This window comes from Paratractidigestivibacter faecalis (assembly GCF_003416765.1).
Lineage (GTDB): Bacteria > Actinomycetota > Coriobacteriia > Coriobacteriales > Atopobiaceae > Paratractidigestivibacter > Paratractidigestivibacter faecalis.
Window position 1 is genome coordinate 1761976 of the sequence record NZ_QSNG01000001.1, and the last position, 17339, is coordinate 1779314.

Here is a 17339-nt window from a genome sequence, read left to right on the forward strand (position 1 = left end):
TCCTTTGAGTCCTTGCGGACACCGGCTGTCTTTGGCAGCGGACGTGCAACGAACAATTCTGCAAGACGCAGTACTTGCGTCAGTCATAGTGACATCAGCAAGCAGCTGCGTCAAGAGAACAACAAAATGAGCAAATCAGGCGAGAAGATCTTAGGCCATGAAGTCGCGGGTGATGGCGGTGTCGACCTTGATGCCAGGGCCCATCGTGGTGGAGACGGCGATGGACTTGACGTACTTGCCCTTGGCAGAGGACGGCTTCACGCGCAGGAGCTCGGTGTAGAGAGCACCGTAGTTCTCGACGAGCTTCTCGGTGTCGAAGGAAGCCTTGCCCATGGGGACGTGGCAGATGCCGTAGCGGTCAGCACGGTACTCGACGCGGCCGGCCTTGAGCTCGGCGACCATCTTGGCGACGTCCATGGTGACGGTGCCCAGCTTGGGGTTGGGCATGAGGCCACGGGGGCCGAGGATCTTGCCGAGGCGGCCGACCTTGCCCATCATGTTCGGGGTGGCGATGGCGGCGTCGAACTCGATGTTGCCAGCGGCGATCTGGGCGATGAGGTCGTCAGAGCCGACGATGTCAGCACCGGCCTCCTCGGCCTCGGTAGCCTTGGCGCCCTCGGCGAAGACGGCAACGCGGACGGTCTTGCCGGTGCCGTGGGGCAGGGAGATGGAGCCGCGGATGTTCTGGTCGGCCTTGCGGGTGTCAACGCCCAGGCGGACGGCGACCTCGACGGTCTCGTCGAACTTGGCGGAAGACAGCTCCTTGGCGAGCTCCATGGCCTCCTTGGGGGTGTAGAGCTTGGTGGAGTCGACCTTCTCGGCGGCGCCCTTGTAGTTCTTTCCGTGCTTAGCCATTGTGTTACCTCCTGTGGTCAACGGGCGGCTGCGCCCTCCCACATCTTTGACGGATACCCGTCACTATCAGAGAGGCGCCCCCGGCCGGGGGCGCTTGAAACCAAAAGGTGCTACTCGGCGATGGTGACGCCCATGGAGCGAGCGGTGCCGGCAACGATCTTCTTGGCGGCCTCAATGTCGTTGGCGTTGAGGTCGGGCATCTTGATCTCGGCGATCTTGGTGAGCTGCTCCTGGGAGAGCTGGCCGACCTTGTCGCGCTGGGGGACGCCGGAGCCGCTCTTGAGGCCGAGCTCCTTCTTGATCAGCTGGGCCGCGGGAGGGGTCTTGCAGATGAAGTCGAAGGTGCGGTCCTCGTAGACGGTGATCTCGACGGGGATGATGTCGCCCTGCTTGTCAGACGTAGCAGCGTTGAACGCCTGGCAGAACTGCATGATGTTGACCTGGGCAGCACCGAGGGCGGGGCCGACGGGAGGAGCGGGGTTGGCGGCGCCAGCCGGAATCTGGAGCTTGATGAAAGCGGTAACCTTCTTGGCCATTTCTACCTCCAAAAGGGGTTGAACGAAATCTTTCTATCTACGCGCCGGACCCGAGAAGCCTCCTTGCGGAGCAGGCCGACGAAGAACAACTAGCCGATGACGCTGACCTGGTCGGCCGTGAGCTCGACCGGGGTCTCGCGACCAAAGATGGTGAGCATGACCTTGATCTTGCCGGACTCGGCGTTGACCTCGGACACGACGCCGTCGAAGTCGGCAAGGGGACCAGAGAGGACCTTGATGGACTGGCCGGCCTCGATGTTGGAGGCGGTGCGCTTGGGGGCGGCTGCGGCAGCGGCCGCGCGGTTGCCGCCACGACGGATCATCTTTTCGAACTCGTCACGACGGAGCGGAGAGGGCTTGCCGTCAAGACCGACGAAGCCAGTCACGCCCGGCGTGTTGCGCACGACGGCCCAGGTGTTGTCATCCATCTCCATGCGAACCAGGACGTAGCTCGGGAAGACCTTGTTCTCCTTGGTCTCCCTCTTGCCTCCGTCCTTGAGCTCGGTGACCTGCTCGGTCGGAATCTGGATGTCAACGACCTTGTCCTCAAGGCCGTAGATCTCAATGCGGTGCTCGAGGTCGGTCTTGACCTTGTTCTCGTAGCCGGAGTAGGTGTGAACGACATACCAGCGCTTAGCCATGACTACCCCCTCAGACCGGTAAAGCCAGCGATAAGAGCGACGATGCCCGTGTCAACAAGCCAGATGACGACGCCAAAGACGACGAGCATGGCGATGATGGCCACGGTGTAGGTCTTGAGCTCGTCCTTGGAGGGCCACACGACCTTGTGCATCTCGGTGCGGACATCGCCAAACCAGTTGGCAATGCGGCGGAAGAAGCCCGGCTTCTTGTCGGACTTCTTGGAGGCCTTGGCCTTGCTCTCAGCCTTGGCCTGGGAGGCGTTGGAAGAGGAAGCAGGCTGTGCGGCCAGCTGAGCCTCGCGCTTGGCGCGCTCCTCGGCGCGGGCCTTGCGCGCGCTCCTCTTGTTGCGGTCCTTGTTGGCCATTCGGTCTCCCTAAAAACTTGACTTACATAGAAACCGGCTAACCCCGAAGGGAAAGCCGGTGAAAAATCTGGCAGGCCAGGAAGGACTCGAACCCTCAACAAACGGTTTTGGAGACCGCCGCTCTACCATTGGAGCTACTGGCCTGTAAATAACCCGGCTAGTTTCTAGCGGGTCTCACGGTGCAGCGTGTGCTTGCGGCACCAGGGGCAGTACTTCTTCAACTCCATACGATCGGGGTTGTTGGACTTGTTCTTATTAGTGGTGTAGTTGCGGCGCTTGCACTCAGTGCACGCAAGAGTAACCAGTGTACGCATGAATCCTCCTGAAAGAACCTTGCCAACCCCGAATCGTCTTTCGGAGTGACGCGGTGTTAAACACTACCTGACCAAGTCCTCTTCTGTCAAGGACGCCGGTCCAACAACTTGCTTCTCACAAAACCGTCACAGCCTCACCCTTTCCAGGCGAGAAGATCGGGCTCGTGGCTGGGAGCAAAAAAGAACCCGACACCCCAGAGGGTGCCGGGTTCGAAAGTGCCTACGAGTAAGTCTACTCGATGATGGTGGTCACGCGGCCGTCGCCGACGGTGTGGCCGCCCTCGCGGATAGCGAACTTGAGGCCCTCCTCCATGGCGATGGCGTGGATGAGCTCGCAGGTGACGGTGATGTGGTCGCCAGGCATAGCCATCTCAACCTTGTTGCCGTTGGAGTCGGTGAGCTCCTGCACGTCACCGGTGATGTCGGTGGTGCGGAAGTAGAACTGCGGACGGTAACCAGCGAAGAACGGGGTGTGACGGCCGCCCTCCTCCTTGGTCAGAACGTAGATCTCACCGGTGAACTTGGTGTGCGGGGTAACGGAGCCGGGCTTGCAGAGAACCTGGCCGCGCTCGATGTCCTCGCGCTTGATGCCGCGGAGCAGGATGCCCACGTTGTCGCCAGCCTCGCAGAAGTCCATGGTCTTGCGGAACATCTCGATGCCGGTGGCAACGGAGGTCTGGGTCGGCTTGATGCCGACGATCTCGACGGGCTCGTTGAGCTTGAGCTCACCGCGCTCGACACGGCCGGTGGCGACGGTGCCGCGGCCGGAGATGGTCATGACATCCTCGATGGCCATCAGGAACGGCTTGTCGTTGTCACGCGGCGGCGTCGGGATGTAGGAGTCGACGGTGTGCATGAGCTCGACGATGGAGTTGGTCCACTTCTCCTCGCCGTTGAGAGCGCCGAGGGCGGAACCACGGACGATGGGCAGGTCGTCTCCGGGGAAGCCGTACTCGGAGAGGAGGTCACGGGTCTCCATCTCGACGAGGTCGATGAGCTCCTCATCGTCGACCATGTCGCACTTGTTCAGGAAGACGACGATGTACTTAACGCCGACCTGACGGGCGAGCAGGATGTGCTCGCGGGTCTGAGCCATAGGGCCGTCGGTAGCGGCGATGACCAGGATGGCGCCGTCCATCTGAGCAGCACCGGAGATCATGTTCTTGATGTAGTCGGCGTGGCCCGGGCAGTCGACGTGAGCGTAGTGGCGCTCCCAGGTCTCGTACTCGATGTGGGCAACGTTAATGGTGATGCCGCGCTGACGCTCCTCGGGAGCCTTGTCGATGTTCTCGAAGGCGGTGAAGTCGGCCTTGCAGCCCTCGGTCTCAGAGAGGACCTTGGTGATGGCCGCGGTCGTGGTGGTCTTGCCGTGGTCGACGTGACCAATGGTACCAATGTTTACGTGGGGCTTAGAACGATCGAACTTCTCCTTGGCCATTGCCATCCTCCTTTAGGAACAACCTCGCGGGCAGTCCATGGGACTTACTACCTACATATGCTTAGCGGCGACCGAAGCCGCCGCCTGAAGCTCTGGTACCGGTGACTGGATTCGAACCAGTGACATCGCGGGTATGAGCCGCGTGCTCTAACCAGCTGAGCTACACCGGCATGGTGCCTTGCGCTTGAAATGGAGCCCGCGACCGGATTCGAACCGGTGACCTCTTCGTTACCAACGAAGTGCTCTACCTACTGAGCTACACGGGCGAATGGTGGGGATGCTTGGACTCGAACCAAGGAACCCAGAGGGAGCGGATTTACAGTCCGCCGCAGTTGCCGCTGTGCCACATCCCCATTCAGTTTTCAAGCACCTGCGAAGTGCCTTGCACCCCGCAAGCGAGAAGGATAATACGCTGCAATCAAGAAACTTGTCAACGTATACCCCGCATCCGGGCGTATCCTCCCCACGATTTGACCACATTCCCAGCTCAGAGGGCATGCACTTGTCACCTAATGCGGACTCAGGCACAAAAAACGGCCCCAGAGAAATCTCTCTGGGGCCAAAAAAGTTTCTGGAGCCGGTAGAGGGAGTCGAACCCCCAACCCACGGTTTACAAAACCGTTGCTCTGCCATTGAGCCATACCGGCAGCTACCCACTGATAGTAACCGATTATTGCCTGAGGAGCTTCCAGAGCTTTTCTCGCTGGTCGGGCGACAGGCGGTCTTCCAGGGTCATGCGCTGGTGCTGGCGGCTGGCGTTCTCGCGCTCGTACTCAACGGCGAGCTCATCCACGTCATGGACCAGCACGTCGCTGGAGATCTTGGTGACCGGAATGCCTCCGACGGTTGCCCTGATGGTGCTGTCGCTGGTGACCACGGTGACGGCGCGGGGCACCAGGCGCTCCTCGGTGACCAGCCGCTCGATCACGCTGTCCGCGCTCTCCCCCGTTGCCGAGAAGATCGTGCGCACGCCGCCCCTGGTGGTGTAGGGGCGGTCGGGAGAGACGTTTCCGGCAGCGTCGAAGACCACGACGGGCTCGTACTTGCCCTTGGCGTAGGCCGCGACGTCCGAGATGAGCAGCTCGCGGGCCTGCTCGAAGGGATCAGAGACCCCCGAGCGGTCCATGCGCGCCATGTAGCGCTCGGACTTGAAGATGACGTTGTACCCGTCGACCACCAGGAGGTCAAGGCGATGCTTAGACGCCACGGGCGCCCTCCCCGCACATCTCTCGGCGCAGCCACTCGTAGCACATGACCGTGCAGGCCTGCGCCACGTTGAGCGACTCCACGCGCCCGCGCTGCGGCAGCTTGCAGGCAAAGTCGCACTTCTCGAGCACCAGGCGAGAGATGCCCTCGCCCTCCGAGCCCATGACCAGGGCCACCCTGCCCACCAGGGGCGCGCTCCAGACGTCGTCTGTGGCATGCTCCGTGGAGGCGCAGGCCCAGAAGCCGGCCGCCTTGAGCTCCTCGACGGCGCGGGCCAGGTTGGAGACCTGCGCGATGGGGATGTGCAGGACGGCGCCGGCGGACGTCTTGTAGGCGCCCACGCCGACGCTGGCGGAGCGGGCCTTGGCAATGACCACGCCCGCCGCGCCCACGACCTCGGCCGTGCGCACGATGGCGCCGAAGTTGCCCTCGTCGGTCACGTGGTCCAGCACGAGCACGAGGGCGTTGCCCTTGCCTGCTGCGGCAATGACGTCGCCGAGCTCAGCGTACTGGAACGGCTTTGCTCGCACGATGACGCCCTGGTGGGCGCCGTGGCTGGAGAGCTGGTCCAGGCGGTTTCTGGGCACGCGCTCGACGGAGACGCCGGCGGCGTCCAGGCGCTGGGCAAGGCGCTCGAGCGCCGGGTCCGCGTCAAGGGACTGAATCTGCACCAGGGCGCTCTTGAGGGGCACGCCCGCGCCGAGGGCCTCCTCGACCGCGCGGCGCCCCTCTATGAGGTCGGAGCGGCCCGCGGAGCCCCTGCCCTGCGGGCGCTGCCCACCCCTGCCCTGCTGCCGAGCCCCGTAGCCTCCCTGCGGCTTGCCGCCTCGCGCGGGCGAGAAGCCCTGGCGCTGTCCGGAGCGCTGGCCCTGCCGCTGGCCGCGGGTGCGGCCGCCCTGGCCGGCGGCGCCGAACCTGCCGCGACCGCCCACCTGCTGCTGTCTTCTTGCCATGGGCTACGCCTTCTTGTGGAGACGGGCGCCGGAGGCGGTGTCCTCGACCACCAGGCCCAGGGCGGCGATGCCGTCGCGGATGGCGTCGGCGCGGCCCCAGTCCTTGGCGGCGCGGGCCGCCTGGCGGGCGGACAGAAGGGCCTCGGCGGCCTCGGCGGCAGAGTCGCCCTGGTAGGCTGCGTGCTCGGCGGCAAGCGCCACCAGCTCGGCGGGGAGCTCCTCGCCCTCGGAGTCGGCGGCCAGCTCGATGCCCAGGACGCCGGCGAGCTCGCAGAGCATGTCGGCGGCGCGCAGGCACACGGCCGTGGCGGCGTTGTCGCCTGCGTCGGCCAGGTAGGTGTTGGCGGCCGTCACCAGTGCGAAGACGGCAGCCAGGCCACCCGCGGTGTTGAAGTCGTCGTCCATCTGACGGCAGAAGTCCTCGTGGGCCTCGTCGATGGCGCGGCCGAGGGTGCGGTCGGTCTCGTTGAGCTCGCCGTCCTGCGGGGCGTTCTGGGCGGCCCAGCGCAGGTTACGCACGCAGGTCTGCAGGCGCTCGAGGGTGCCCACGGTGCCGTCCAGGCGCTCGAAGGAAAAGTCCAGCGGGGCGCGGTACTGGGTCTGCAGCATGAGCAGGCGCACGGCGTCGGCCGGGTACTTGTCCAGGACCTCCTTGAGCGTGTAGAAGTTGCCCAGGGACTTGGACATCTTCTCGCCGTCCACACGCAGCATGCCGGCGTGCATCCAGGTGTTGGCAAGGGCCTTGTCCCAAGCGCACATGGCCTGGGCGGTCTCGTTCTCGTGGTGCGGGAAGATGAGGTCGGCGCCGCCGCCGTGGATGTCGATGGGCGTGCCCAGGTAGCGGTGGATCATCGCGCAGCACTCGGTGTGCCAGCCGGGGCGCCCCTCGCCCCACGGGGAGGGCCAGCTGGGCTCGCCGGGCTTGGCGGCCTTCCAGAGGGCAAAGTCAAACGGGTCGCGCTTCTCGTCGTTGACCTCGACGCGCTCGCCGGCACGCAGCTGGTCCAGGTCGCGGCCAGAGAGGATGCCGTAGTTGTGGTCGGAGCGCACGGAGAAGTACACGTCGCCGGAGGGCACCGGGTAGGCAAAGCCCTTCTGGATGAGCAGGGAGATCATCTCCTGCATGGCCTCGATCTCGCGCGTGGCGCGCGGGCGGATGTCGGGGTCCATGATGCCGAAGCGGTGCATCTGCTCGATGAAGGCAGCCGAGAACTCCTCGGCCACGTCGGCCGCGGTGCGGCCCTGCTCGTTGGCGCGGTTGATGATCTTGTCGTCAACGTCCGTGAGGTTCTGGGCAAAGGTGACCTGGTATCCCTTGTACATGAGGTAGCGGCGGATGACGTCGAAGGACAGGAAGGTCCTGGCGTTGCCGATGTGGATCTGGTCGTAGACCGTGGGGCCGCAGACGTACATGCGGATCTTGCCCTCCTCGATGGGGACAAGCTCCTCCTTGCGGTGCGTCTGGCTATTGTAGACGAGCACGAGAGACTCCTTGCTGACGGCGCCCGCGCGGGGCGCGCTGCCTGTTACCTAAGAATCGACCGCCTATTGTCGCACGGTTTTGGGCGGGGTGCCACGGAAGGGGCGACGGCGTGCCTACTCCCGAGCCCCCTCGGTACAGCCGTCGTCCAGAAGCGCCACGGCCCAGGCCTCCATGCCCTCCTCGCGCCCGACAAAGCCCAGGCGCTCGGTGGTGGTTGCCTTGAGGCCGACGCTTCCCAGGTCAAGGCCCATGGCGTCCGCCATGTTCCGGCGCATCTGCTCACGGTAGGGGGCGAGCTTTGGTGCCTGCGCGCCAATGGTGCAGTCGCAATCCAGGATGCGGTAGCCGCGGCTGCGGGCGAGCTCGGCCACGCGGGAGAGCAGCTTGATGCTGTCGGCCCCCTCGTAGGCCGGGTCGGTGTCGGGGAAGAGCTTGCCTATGTCGCCGGCGCGCATGGCGCCCAGGATGGCGTCCATGAGGGCGTGGGTCACCACGTCCGCGTCCGAGTGGCCCAGAAGGCCGCGCTCGCAGGGGATGTCCACCCCGCCCAGGACGAGGCGGCGCCCCTCCTGCATGCGGTGGACGTCATAGCCGTGCCCGATGCGGATCATTGCACGTCCCTTCCGGGCCGCCTGCCGCAGCCCTCCTCCACGAGGCGCTGCTCCAGCGTGGCCTCGGCCACGGCGAGGTCCTCGGGAATGGTCACCTTGATGTTGTCGCGCGAGCACTCCACGCAGCGGACGCGGCCGCCGTGGCGCTCCACCAGGGAGGAGTCGTCCGTTCCCTGGTAGCCGTCCCAGAGGGCGGCCTTGTACGCCGCCACGACCTCGCGCGTGCGGAAGACCTGCGGGGTCTGCGCCGCCCAATAGAAGGTGCGGTCCGGCGTGGCGATGATGTCGGTGCCCTCAACGAGCTTGAGGGTGTCTATGGACCTGGCCGCGCAGATGGCCCCGGCAAGGCGGCCGTCCTGGCGCACGGCGGCTACGGCGCCCTCGATCATGGGCACCTCCACCAGCGGCCGGGCCGCGTCGTGGACGGCCACGAAGGGGTAGCCCGCCGGCATCTGGGAGAGGCCCGAGTAGACCGAGTCCTGGCGGGTGGCGCCCGAGGGGGCAATGCTCACCGGGGTCTTGAGCACCACGCGAGAAAGGACGTCCGACTTCACGACGTCGGCCTTGTCGGGCGCGCAGACGATGACGATGTGGGCCACCGAGGGGGCACGGTCCAGGGCCATGAGGGGCCAGCACATGAGGGGCAGGCCGCAGAGGTCAACGAACTGCTTGCCCCGGGGGTCACCAAAGCGCTCGCCGGAGCCTCCGGCGACCACGATGGCAACGGTGTCTGCCTGCGGCTTGCTGTTGTCCACACGCTCCGTGCAGGGGCAGGTGCAGGACGTGCGGCCGGACTCTTCAGACGCGGCCATGCGCTACTCGCCCTTTCCCCACATGCGGTGGAGGCTGTTGGCCAGCACGCCGGGGTTCTTGACGCCGATCTCTCCCAGGCGGGACGGGTCGTCGTCGACGGCCTCCAGGATCTCCTGCAGTGAGCCGTACTGGTCGACGATCTTGTCGGCCATGCCCTCGCGCACCACGGGCACGCGGGAGAGGGTGCGCAGGCCGAGCGGGGTCATGACGCTGTCCTCGCCGCGCTCGTCGGTGAAGCCCAGAATCTTGGCCACGGACTTGGCGGAGCGGATCTTGGTGTTGTCGGTCTCGTGCAGGCGACGGCGGATGGCCAGGGCGTTCTCCTCCGAGGAGTCCGCCGCGTAGTCCCTGATCATGAGGGTGTAGGCCTCATCCATGCCGCCGAGGAACTCCTCGCGCTGCATGAGGGTGATCTTGCCCTCGCTGCCCAGCTGGATGATGCAGTCGTTGAGCTCCTCACCGGCGGTCATGAGCACCTCGAAGAGGTACAGGATGCTCGTGACGTCGCCGAGCGTGACGAAGTTGTCCAGCTCGAGGCTGGTGAGGCGCAAGAGGCTGCGGTCCAGCTGCTGGCGGGTGTTCTGCATGGCCACCACGATCTGGTTGACCGAGGCCATGATGTCGCTCACGGGCTTGAGCTCGAAGCCCTTGCCGTCCACGTAGACGTTGACAACGGCGCGGCGCTCGGAGACCGAGATGACGGTGGCGTGCGTGAGCAGGCTCATGCGCGCGGCCGTACGGTGGCGGGTGCCCGTCTCGGACGTGGGCAGCGACGGGTTGGGGTTGAGGTGGTAGTTGGCGCGCAGGATCTTGGTGAGGTCCTTGTCCACCACGATGGCGCCGTCCATCTTGCAGAGCTCGAAGAGGCGGTTGGCCGTGAAGGAGACGTCGAGCTTGAAGCCGTCGTCTCCGGCGGCGAGCACGTTGTCGGTGTCTCCGACGCAGATGAGCGCCCCCATGTGGCCGGCGATGATCATGTCCAGGGCGTGGCGCAGGGCCGTGCCGGGCGCCGTCTTCTTGATGGCGTCCTCCAGGCGGGTGTCGCGGTCCGCGCCGATGGCCTCAAACTGTCCGGTGTCCATGCGGCATACCTCCGTATAGGAGCCGGCCCCGCGTGGGGGCCGGCAGTGGTCTTTCTAGAGTATAAGGCGAGAAGCCCGTCCGGCCGTCACTCCCCCGCGGACATCAGGCCGCCGGCGCTGCCCGCCGGGCCCGCGGACGGCGCGTCCAGGCCGCGCGGCATGGCGCTGGGGGTGCCCATGGTCTCGCGGTGGCGCGGCTCCGGGATGAGGCCCCGCGTCTTGGTGAACGTGAGCTTCTCGCCGTCGGAGTCCACCTGGACGATGTCGCCAGCAGACCAGCCGCCCTGCAGCAGCTCCTCGGAGAGCGGGTCCTCGATGAGCGTCTGGATGGCGCGGCGCAGCGGGCGGGCGCCGTAGACCGGGTCCGCGCCCTGCTTGGCCACGAGGTCGCGGGCGGCATCGGTGAGCTCGATGGACATGCCCTGGGCGATGAGGCGGTCGCGCAGGTCGGCCACCATGAGCTCCACGATGCCGCGGAGCTGCTCGCCGGTGAGCGACTTGAAGACCACGATCTCGTCCACGCGGTTCAAGAACTCCGGGCGGAAGAGCTTCTTGAGCTCGGACATCACGCGGCTCTGGATCTCCTTGTCGGAGAGGCCGGCCCCGCCGGCGGCCGAGAAGCCCAGCGTGGAGGTGTGGGCGATCTCGCGGGCGCCGATGTTGGACGTCATGATGATGACCGTGTTGGAGAAGTCAACGTGGCGGCCCTGGCCGTCGGTGAGGCGCCCCTCGTCAAGGATCTGGAGAAGGACGTTGAACACGTCGGGGTGGGCCTTCTCGATCTCGTCGAAGAGGACGACGGAGTACGGGCGCCTGCGGACGGCCTTGGTGAGCTCGCCGCCCTCGTCGTAGCCCACATATCCGGGAGGGGCGCCGACGAGCTTGGAGACCGTGTGCTTCTCCATGAACTCGGACATGTCGAAGGAGATGAGGGCGTCCTGGCTGCCAAAGAGGAACTCGGCCAGGGACTTGGCGAGCTCGGTCTTGCCCACGCCGGAGGGGCCCAGGAAGATGAAGGAACCGCCCGGGCGACGCGGGTCCTTGAGCGGGCTGCGGCTGCGGCGGATGGCCTTGGCGACCTTGGTCACGGCCTCGTCCTGGCCGATGACGCGCTGGTGAAGGACGTCCTCGCAGCGCAGGAGCTTGGAGGCCTCGGCCTCGGTCAGGTTGGAGACGGGCACGCCGGTGATGTCGGAGACCACGTCGGCGATGTCCTTCTCGTCGACGGTGACCACGTTGTCCTCGAGGCTCTTGTGCCATGCGTCCTCGAGCTCCTTGCGGCGGGCGGTGAGGGCCTTCTCCTCGTCGCGCAGGCGGGCGGCCTGCTCGAACTCCTGGGCCGCAGCAGCCGCGGACTTCTCGTCGTGGACGCGCTTGAGGTCGGCGTCGACCTGCGTGAGCTCGGGCGGCAGCGAGGTGCGATGGACGCGCGTGCGGGCGCCGGCCTCGTCGATGACGTCGATGGCCTTGTCGGGCAGGAAGCGGTCCTGCACGTAGCGGGAGGAGAGCGTGACGGCGGCCTTGACGGCCTCGTCGGTGTAGCGCACGTGGTGGTGCTTCTCGTAGCGCTCCTGCAGGCCGCGGATGATGGTCAGCGCGTCCTCGGGCGAGGGCTCGCCGATGTTGACCGGCTGGAAGCGGCGCTCGAAGGCGGAGTCCTTCTCGATGTGCTTGCGGTACTCCTCGGCGGTGGTGGCCCCGATGACCTGAATCTCTCCGCGCGAGAGAGGCGGCTTCAGGATGGAGGCGGCGTCGATGGAGCCCTCGGCGGAGCCCGCGCCAATGACGGTGTGGATCTCGTCGATGAAGAGGATGTCGTCCTCGGAGCCCTCGAGCTCCTGCACGACCTTCTTCATGCGCTCCTCGAACTCTCCGCGGTACTTGGAGCCGGCCACGAGGGAGGCCAAATCAAGGGTCCAGACCTGCTTGCCGCGCAGGATGTCGGGCACGTTGCCGGAGGCTATGAGCTGGGCCAGCCCCTCGACGATGGCGGTCTTGCCCACGCCCGGGTCTCCCAGGATGAGCGGGTTGTTCTTCTGGCGGCGGGCCAGGACCTGCATGACGCGCTCGATCTCTCGGTCACGGCCGATGACCGGGTCGAGCCTGCCGTCGGCGGCCACCTTGGTGAGGTTGCGGCCGTACTGCTCCAGCATGGAGGCGTCGTCGGAGGGGGCGGGCTGGGACTGGCCGCCGCCCACGCCCATGAAGACGGGGCCGGAGGGCTGGCCCTGGGGAGCCTGCTGGTCGGGCTGGTTTGCGGTGAGCTCGTTGACGGCGTTGCGGACGGCGTCGCCCGAGACGCCCATGGCGCGCAGGGCGTCCATGGCGCGGCCGTTGCCCTCGGCCACGATGCCCAGCAGCAGGTGCTCGGTGGCAATGTAGTTCTGGCCATGGGTCATGGTCTCGCGGTAGGCGTCCTCCAGCACGCGCTTGGCACGCGGCGTGAAGGGGATGTGGCCGCCGGGGACGGGCTCGGTCTCGCTCTGGGTGAGGCCCTGGACGGTGGCGAGGGTCTCGTCGTAGGTGACCTCGAGCTTGGCCAACGCCTTTGCGGCAACGCCCTCCCCCTCGCGGATGAGGGCCAAAAGCAGATGCTCCGTGCCGACGTACATCTGGCCGAGGTTTCTGGCCTCGTCCTGGGCAAGGCTCATGACCTTGCGGGCCTTGTCTGTGAACTTCTCGAACATGTGGGTGGTTCCCTTTCGCGCAAGCCCCGCGGGCGGGGCAGAGTGTGCAATGTAAGTGTGTACCCGCCGCGCCGGGTTGGCAAACCGGCGACACCTGACGGCAACGGCCGGGGCAGGGCGGGCCTTCCGGCGAGAAGCGCTTCTCGCCCGGCGCCTGGCTTTGCGCCCACGAGACAAAAACGGCCCGGTCCGGGAGTGCCGGATCGGGCCGTCGGGTCTTTGGCCTGTGCGCGAGGCGCTACTCCACGCCCTCGCAGGTGGGCTGGATGGCCTTCATGGCCTCGATGACGCTGGCAAAGAGGTCGTCGAGCTCCATGCCGTTGAGCTCGGCGCCCCTGCGGATGACGTCGCGGTCGCAGCCGGCGGCAAAGCGCTTGTCCTTGAACTTCTTCTTGAGCGACTTGAGCTCGAAGTCCATGACGGACTTGGACGGGCGCATGAGCACGGCAGCCTGGATGAGGCCGGACAGCTCGTCGCAGGCAAACAGGACGCACTCCATCTTGCAGCTGGGAGCCGGAAGGTCCGGGTTGTTGTCGGAGTTGTGCGTCTGGATGGCGCGGGCCAGCTCCTTGGTGCCGCCAGCCTCCTCGATGAGCTCGGCCGCCTTCACGGTGTGCTGGACCTCGTCCTGGAACTTCTCCCAGTCAAGGTCGTGGAGAAGGCCGACCTGGCCCCAGAACTCCACGTTTGCCGGGTCGTACTTCTGCGCGTAGTAGCGCATGAGGCCCTCGAGGGTCTGGCCGTGGGCAATGTGGAACGGGTCCTCGTTGTACTTCTTCAGCAGGTCGAAGGCCTGGTCGCGCGTGAGGCCGGTCTCAAGCGCGGGGGCGTCGGCGTGGGCGGCGGCAGCCTCGTTGGAGGCGCCGTGCTCGGCGTCGTCGGCCAGCGCGTCCACGGAGGCGGCGGCGTTGTCGGTGGTCTCGGGCAGCTGAGAAGCAATGTCGGCGCGGGTGATGACCTCGGGCTTCATCTGCGGGAAGAGAAGGACGTCGCGGATGGCCGGGGCATCGCAGAACAGCATGATCATGCGGTCGATGCCGTAGCCGATGCCGCCTGCGGGGGGCATGCCGTACTCGAGGGCGCGCACGTAGTCGTAGTCATAGCCCATGGCCTCGTCGTCGCCGAAGCCCTTGGCCGCGACCTGCTCGGCAAAGCGGCCGGCCTGGTCGACGGGGTCGTTGAGCTCGGAGAAGGCATTGGCGTACTCGTGGCCGCAGATGACCAGCTCAAAGCGGTCGGTCAGGCGCGGGTCGTCGTCCTTGCGCTTGGAGAGGGGGCTGACCTCCTCGGGGTAGTCGCAGACGAAGGTCGGGTTGACCAGCGTGGCCTCGCCCAGCTCGTCGTAGAGCTCGAAGACCAGCTTGCCGGCGCCCCAGTTCTCCTGCCACTCGATGCCGTGCTTCTCGCAGATCTGGCGCAGGCGCTCGATAGGGGTGTCCATGTCCACGTGCTCGCCGCAGGCGCGGGAGGCAACCTCGGAGAGGGGCAGGGACTCCCAGGTGCCGGACATGTCGACGGTCTGGCCCTGGTAGGTGATGACCTCGTGGCCCTCCTCGCAGCCGCAGACCTCGCGGGCGATGGTCTTGAAGAGGCCCTGGGTGAGCTCCTTCATGCCGTCCAGGTCGGAGTAGGCGCAGTAGGCCTCCATGGAGGTGAACTCGGGATTGTGGGTGAGGTCCATGCCCTCGTTGCGGAACTGGCGGCCGATCTCAAAGACGCGCTCGAGGCCGCCCACGATGCAGCGCTTGAGGGGCAGCTCGGTGGCGATGCGCAGATAGAAGTCGCGGTCGAGCGCGTTGAAGTGCGTGACAAACGGCTTGGCGTTGGCACCGCCCAGGATGGCGTGCATCATGGGGGTCTCGACCTCCATGTAGCCGTCGGCCTCCATGTAGCGGCGGATGAGGCTGATGATCTGGCTGCGCTTGCGGAAGGTGTCGCGGACCTCGGGGTTCATGATGAGGTCGACGTAGCGCTGGCGGTAGCGAACCTCGCGGTCGGTCAAGCCGTGGAACTTCTCGGGCAGCGGGCGCAGGGACTTGGAGAGCAGCTCGACGTGCGTGGGGGCAATGGAGAGCTGGCCACGGCGGGTGCGCAGCACGGCACCGGTGGCGCCGATGATGTCGCCCAGGTCAAGCTGGCCCAGGAGCGCCCACTCGTCCTCGGGCAGGTCGTTCACGCGGCAGAAGAGCTGAATCTGCGCGGTGCAATCCTCGAGCACGATAAAGGCGGCCTTGCCCTGCTTGCGGAAGGCGCGGATGCGGCCGGTGAGGGAGTAGACGTCCTCAGTGTCGGTGCCGTCGGGGAGGTCTGCGTAGCGCTCCTCGAGGTCGGCGGCGTGGGCCGTCACCGTGGAGTGGATGGGGTAGGGCTGGACGCCCGCGTCGATAAGTGCCTGGCGGCGGGCGCGGCGCTGCGCCCTCTCGTCGTTGGTGCTGGGGGTTGCGGTCTTCTCGGCCATTTGGTTCCTGCCTTTCAATAGAAACGCCCCGTATCTGCAGCTATGCAGGCACGGGGCGTCAGCACTCGGTTGGGCTTGCGCTTAGCGGGTGATCGCCGTGATGGTGTACTTTTTGGCCTTGCCCGTCGGGGTGACGAACTCGACCTCCTCACCCTCGCCGTGGCCGATGAGGGCCTGACCGGCAGGAGACTCGTTGGAGATCTTGTGCTCCAGGGAGTTGGTCTCGGTGGTGCCCACGATGGTGAACTCCGTGGTCTTGCCCTTGGCGTCAACCAGGGTGACAGTGGTGCCGATGGAGACCTTCAGGTTGGCGTGGCTGCCGGCGGCGACGACGGTGGCGACGGAGAGAATCTGGCGAATCTCGTTGATGCGGGACTCGTTGTGGGACTGCTCCTCCTTGGCGGCGTCGTACTCGGAGTTCTCGGAGAGATCGCCGAAGCCGCGGGCCTCCTTGATGCGCTCGACGATCTCGTCGTGCTTCTCGCCCTCGCGGTACGCGAGCTCCTCCACCAGCTTCTGGCGGCCTTCGGGGGTGAGCTCGATCTTCTTGGAGTTGTCCATGTTCTGCTCTCTACTTGACGCGGTCTTGCGGGGTTGGTGGTGCGGGCGCGACGGCTACTCGCCGAACTTGTGGCCGCACTTGCTGCAGAAGGCAGCACCGGCGGGGTTCTTGGCGCCGCACTCGCCGCAGAACTGGGTGTCCTCGACGTCGGCGTCGGCGTCGTCCTCGTCGGCGACGACCTCGACGGCGTCATCGTCGGAGGCGGGCTTCTTGGCGGACTTCTCGTCCTCGCCCTCCTCCATGCCCTCGCGGACGTTCTTCACGGTCTTGCCGAGGGCGGAGCCGATCTTCGGGAGGTTCTTGGGCCCGAAGATGACCAGGACGACGACAAGGATGATGACGAGCTCGGGAACGCCAAGACCAAGAATCATGTGAATTCCTCCGTTTGTGGTGATGTGCGACGGCCCGCTGGGGCCGCACAGACGTATGGGCTAGTATAGCCGAGGTTCGGGCATACTCACAATCTCTAAAACGCGAGATTGCAACCTAATAATTTACCTCAATGAGAAGGGACGTGGCCCCGTGGGACCCCTCTTTGTGTGGAGCACCGTCATTGGACTCGTTCTTGTCGCCATAGTGGCGGCGCTGCCGTGGCTGCTCAAGAAGCGCGGCGTGACCATGTGCCAAACAAAGTTTGGCACCACGCTCATCTTTGAGTCGGAGAACGCCGACGGAACGCCGGTGCGCCTCATCAACGTAAACGGGACCTTCCAGTCCGTGTGCTACCTGCCCGATGAACTGCACTTTGAGCTGGCGTGCCTCTACCACAGGGAGATGGCCGACGTCATCGACCAGATGGCAAGAAGCGCCCAGGGCCAGGGGCGACAGCTCCGCGTGCTGGTCATGGGCGGCGGCGGCTATTCTCTGCCCAAGTACCTGGCCGCCTACGTGCCCAACGCACACGTGGAGGTCATCGAGGTCGACCCGGCCATGACCAAGATTGCCCGCGAGCAGTTCTTCCTGGACGAGTGCCTAGAAGTCACGGGCGCCGAAGGGGACGGGCGCCTCGTGCTGGTAAACGACGACGCCTGGGGCTACCTGCAGCGCCAAGACGAGCCCTACGACGTCATCGTCAACGACGCGTTCTCGGGCAAGAGGCCGCTGGGTCCCATGAAGACCGACGAGGGCGCCCGCGTGGTGCGCGCGCACCTGGCCGACGGCGGTGCCTACCTGGCAAACGTCCGCAGCGCCTGCGAGGGGCGCCGCGCCGCCACGCTGCGCGAGGTGCGGGAGGCCTTCGGCCGCGAGTTCGCTAGCTGCCGCGTGGTTCCGGAGTGGGAGGACGAGCCGGAGAAGCCCGGAAACAATGTGTTTATAGCCAGGTAGGCGGCCTCG

Annotated in this window: 17 protein-coding genes and 5 tRNA genes; 1 reads left to right on the forward strand and 21 read right to left on the reverse strand. The window is 65.9% G+C overall.

The window, feature by feature from the left end:
* Positions 1–150 precede the first annotated feature (150 nt).
* The 21 genes from rplA to tatA form a co-directional block, all read right to left on the reverse strand.
* Positions 151–855 carry a 50S ribosomal protein L1 gene (gene rplA, locus DXV50_RS07895; RefSeq protein ID WP_117205682.1) on the reverse strand — a complete coding sequence of 235 codons (705 nt, stop codon included), beginning with the start codon at positions 853–855 and terminating at the stop codon, positions 151–153.
* A 110-nt stretch (positions 856–965) separates the two neighbouring features.
* On the reverse strand, positions 966–1391 hold the full coding sequence (rplK, locus tag DXV50_RS07900; RefSeq protein WP_117205683.1) for a 50S ribosomal protein L11: 426 nt from the start codon (positions 1389–1391) through the stop codon (positions 966–968).
* A gap of 89 nt (positions 1392–1480) precedes the next feature.
* A complete protein-coding gene (gene nusG / locus DXV50_RS07905) occupies positions 1481–2032 on the reverse strand; it encodes a transcription termination/antitermination protein NusG (RefSeq protein ID WP_117205684.1) in 552 nt (183 codons plus the stop codon).
* 2 nt (positions 2033–2034) lie between these two features.
* The gene (secE, locus tag DXV50_RS07910) at positions 2035–2397 is read right to left on the reverse strand and encodes a preprotein translocase subunit SecE (RefSeq protein ID WP_117205685.1); all 363 of its coding nucleotides are present in this window, start codon (positions 2395–2397) and stop codon (positions 2035–2037) included.
* Between the two features lie 68 nt (positions 2398–2465).
* A tRNA-Trp gene (locus DXV50_RS07915) sits at positions 2466–2541 on the reverse strand.
* 20 nt (positions 2542–2561) lie between these two features.
* Positions 2562–2711 (reverse strand): 50S ribosomal protein L33, encoded by a 150-nt coding sequence (gene rpmG / locus DXV50_RS07920; RefSeq protein WP_117205686.1) that lies wholly within the window; start codon positions 2709–2711, stop codon positions 2562–2564.
* Positions 2712–2943: 232 nt separating this feature from the next.
* Positions 2944–4149: an elongation factor Tu gene (gene tuf, locus DXV50_RS07925; RefSeq protein ID WP_117205687.1), complete on the reverse strand. Its 1206-nt coding sequence runs from the start codon at positions 4147–4149 to the stop codon at positions 2944–2946.
* 93 nt (positions 4150–4242) lie between these two features.
* Positions 4243–4319 (reverse strand) — tRNA-Met (locus DXV50_RS07930).
* A gap of 20 nt (positions 4320–4339) precedes the next feature.
* Positions 4340–4415: transfer RNA gene (locus tag DXV50_RS07935), tRNA-Thr, on the reverse strand.
* Between the two features lie 3 nt (positions 4416–4418).
* A tRNA-Tyr gene (locus DXV50_RS07940) sits at positions 4419–4502 on the reverse strand.
* A 219-nt stretch (positions 4503–4721) separates the two neighbouring features.
* A tRNA-Thr gene (locus tag DXV50_RS07945) sits at positions 4722–4796 on the reverse strand.
* A 23-nt stretch (positions 4797–4819) separates the two neighbouring features.
* Positions 4820–5356, reverse strand: a complete 537-nt coding sequence (locus tag DXV50_RS07950) for an NYN domain-containing protein (protein ID WP_117205688.1) — start codon at positions 5354–5356, stop codon at positions 4820–4822.
* On the reverse strand, positions 5346–6308 hold the full coding sequence (gene rlmB / locus DXV50_RS07955) for a 23S rRNA (guanosine(2251)-2'-O)-methyltransferase RlmB (protein ID WP_117205689.1): 963 nt from the start codon (positions 6306–6308) through the stop codon (positions 5346–5348). The genes DXV50_RS07950 and rlmB overlap by 11 nt, the downstream gene beginning before the upstream one ends.
* Before the next feature lie 3 nt (positions 6309–6311).
* Positions 6312–7790, reverse strand: coding sequence for a cysteine--tRNA ligase (gene cysS / locus DXV50_RS07960; protein ID WP_117205690.1), 1479 nt, complete (start codon positions 7788–7790; stop codon positions 6312–6314).
* 114 nt (positions 7791–7904) lie between these two features.
* Complete coding sequence (ispF, locus tag DXV50_RS07965; protein ID WP_117205691.1) at positions 7905–8402, reverse strand: 2-C-methyl-D-erythritol 2,4-cyclodiphosphate synthase; 498 nt, start codon at positions 8400–8402, stop codon at positions 7905–7907.
* Positions 8399–9214: a 2-C-methyl-D-erythritol 4-phosphate cytidylyltransferase gene (ispD, locus tag DXV50_RS07970; RefSeq protein WP_117205692.1), complete on the reverse strand. Its 816-nt coding sequence runs from the start codon at positions 9212–9214 to the stop codon at positions 8399–8401. Before ispD ends, ispF begins: the two co-directional genes overlap by 4 nt.
* Before the next feature lie 3 nt (positions 9215–9217).
* Positions 9218–10297, reverse strand: a complete 1080-nt coding sequence (disA, locus tag DXV50_RS07975) for a DNA integrity scanning diadenylate cyclase DisA (RefSeq protein ID WP_117205693.1) — start codon at positions 10295–10297, stop codon at positions 9218–9220.
* Positions 10298–10383: 86 nt separating this feature from the next.
* Positions 10384–12984 carry an ATP-dependent Clp protease ATP-binding subunit gene (locus DXV50_RS07980; protein WP_117205694.1) on the reverse strand — a complete coding sequence of 867 codons (2601 nt, stop codon included), beginning with the start codon at positions 12982–12984 and terminating at the stop codon, positions 10384–10386.
* Between the two features lie 238 nt (positions 12985–13222).
* Positions 13223–15442, reverse strand: coding sequence for a lysine--tRNA ligase (gene lysS, locus DXV50_RS07985; RefSeq protein ID WP_117205695.1), 2220 nt, complete (start codon positions 15440–15442; stop codon positions 13223–13225).
* A gap of 81 nt (positions 15443–15523) precedes the next feature.
* On the reverse strand, positions 15524–16003 hold the full coding sequence (greA, locus tag DXV50_RS07990) for a transcription elongation factor GreA (RefSeq protein ID WP_117205696.1): 480 nt from the start codon (positions 16001–16003) through the stop codon (positions 15524–15526).
* A 54-nt stretch (positions 16004–16057) separates the two neighbouring features.
* Positions 16058–16375: a twin-arginine translocase TatA/TatE family subunit gene (gene tatA, locus DXV50_RS07995; RefSeq protein ID WP_117205697.1), complete on the reverse strand. Its 318-nt coding sequence runs from the start codon at positions 16373–16375 to the stop codon at positions 16058–16060.
* A gap of 151 nt (positions 16376–16526) precedes the next feature.
* Between tatA and DXV50_RS08000 the strand changes: the two genes are divergently transcribed.
* Positions 16527–17330 carry a spermidine synthase gene (locus tag DXV50_RS08000; protein WP_232817492.1) on the forward strand — a complete coding sequence of 268 codons (804 nt, stop codon included), beginning with the start codon at positions 16527–16529 and terminating at the stop codon, positions 17328–17330.
* Positions 17331–17339 lie beyond the last annotated feature (9 nt).